The organism is Dellaglioa sp. CoH-57-MRSF-20 (assembly GCF_056781955.1).
In genome coordinates this window covers 1-522 of record NZ_JBXAXV010000081.1, presented here as the reverse complement: position 1 = coordinate 522, position 522 = coordinate 1, and the positions used below count along the sequence as shown (strand labels likewise).

General features: G+C 53.1%; 2 protein-coding genes. Both read left to right on the top strand.

Going from position 1 to position 522, the window contains the following annotated elements:
- The coding region (locus tag AC1RPN_RS08215) for a hypothetical protein (RefSeq protein WP_481763718.1) at positions 1–199 on the top strand (199 nt) is incomplete at its 5' end.
- Between the two features lie 52 nt (positions 200–251).
- The gene (locus tag AC1RPN_RS08210) at positions 252–497 is read left to right on the top strand and encodes a hypothetical protein (RefSeq protein WP_289862679.1); all 246 of its coding nucleotides are present in this window, start codon (positions 252–254) and stop codon (positions 495–497) included.
- Positions 498–522: the final 25 nt, after the last annotated feature.

Sequence of the window (522 nt, the reverse complement as noted above, 5' to 3'; positions counted from 1 at the left end):
GATTACGTTTGCTGTAAAACGCGTTGTCGTGGTGCAGGGTTCTGGCTCCGACAAGATCGCGGTGTTCACCGATTTGCCGGGCCCCATCTGGCCGTTCGAAGAAAAGGCGGTGTTGAGTATCGAAGCGGCAGCAGGCACGGGCCCGGAGTATGTACGTGCCGTGTTTGGGGTTGAGCCCGAAGTGATTCATCGGGGTTGACTGGTCGCTCGAAGTAGGTATAATGGGAATCACTAAATTATTGGAGGTTCCCATGTTCGAAAAAGTCACCAAGCATTTCAAAGTCGCGGCACTGCGCCGCCGTATCCGGAAGCTCCGAATCGATGAGGCAGCGCAGATCGCGGTGGTGAACGCACAAGTCGATGTTATCAACAAAGCGAAGAGCGCCCCTTGGTATTTCGTGGAAGACATGATCGAGGGCAATCGCCGGTTGGCTGTTATTCAGGCTGCACTGAAGGCAAATCTTCAGGAGCTTGATCGTTTGACCAAGCGCCAGTAATTCGGCATTTCGTAGTAAATAGTAC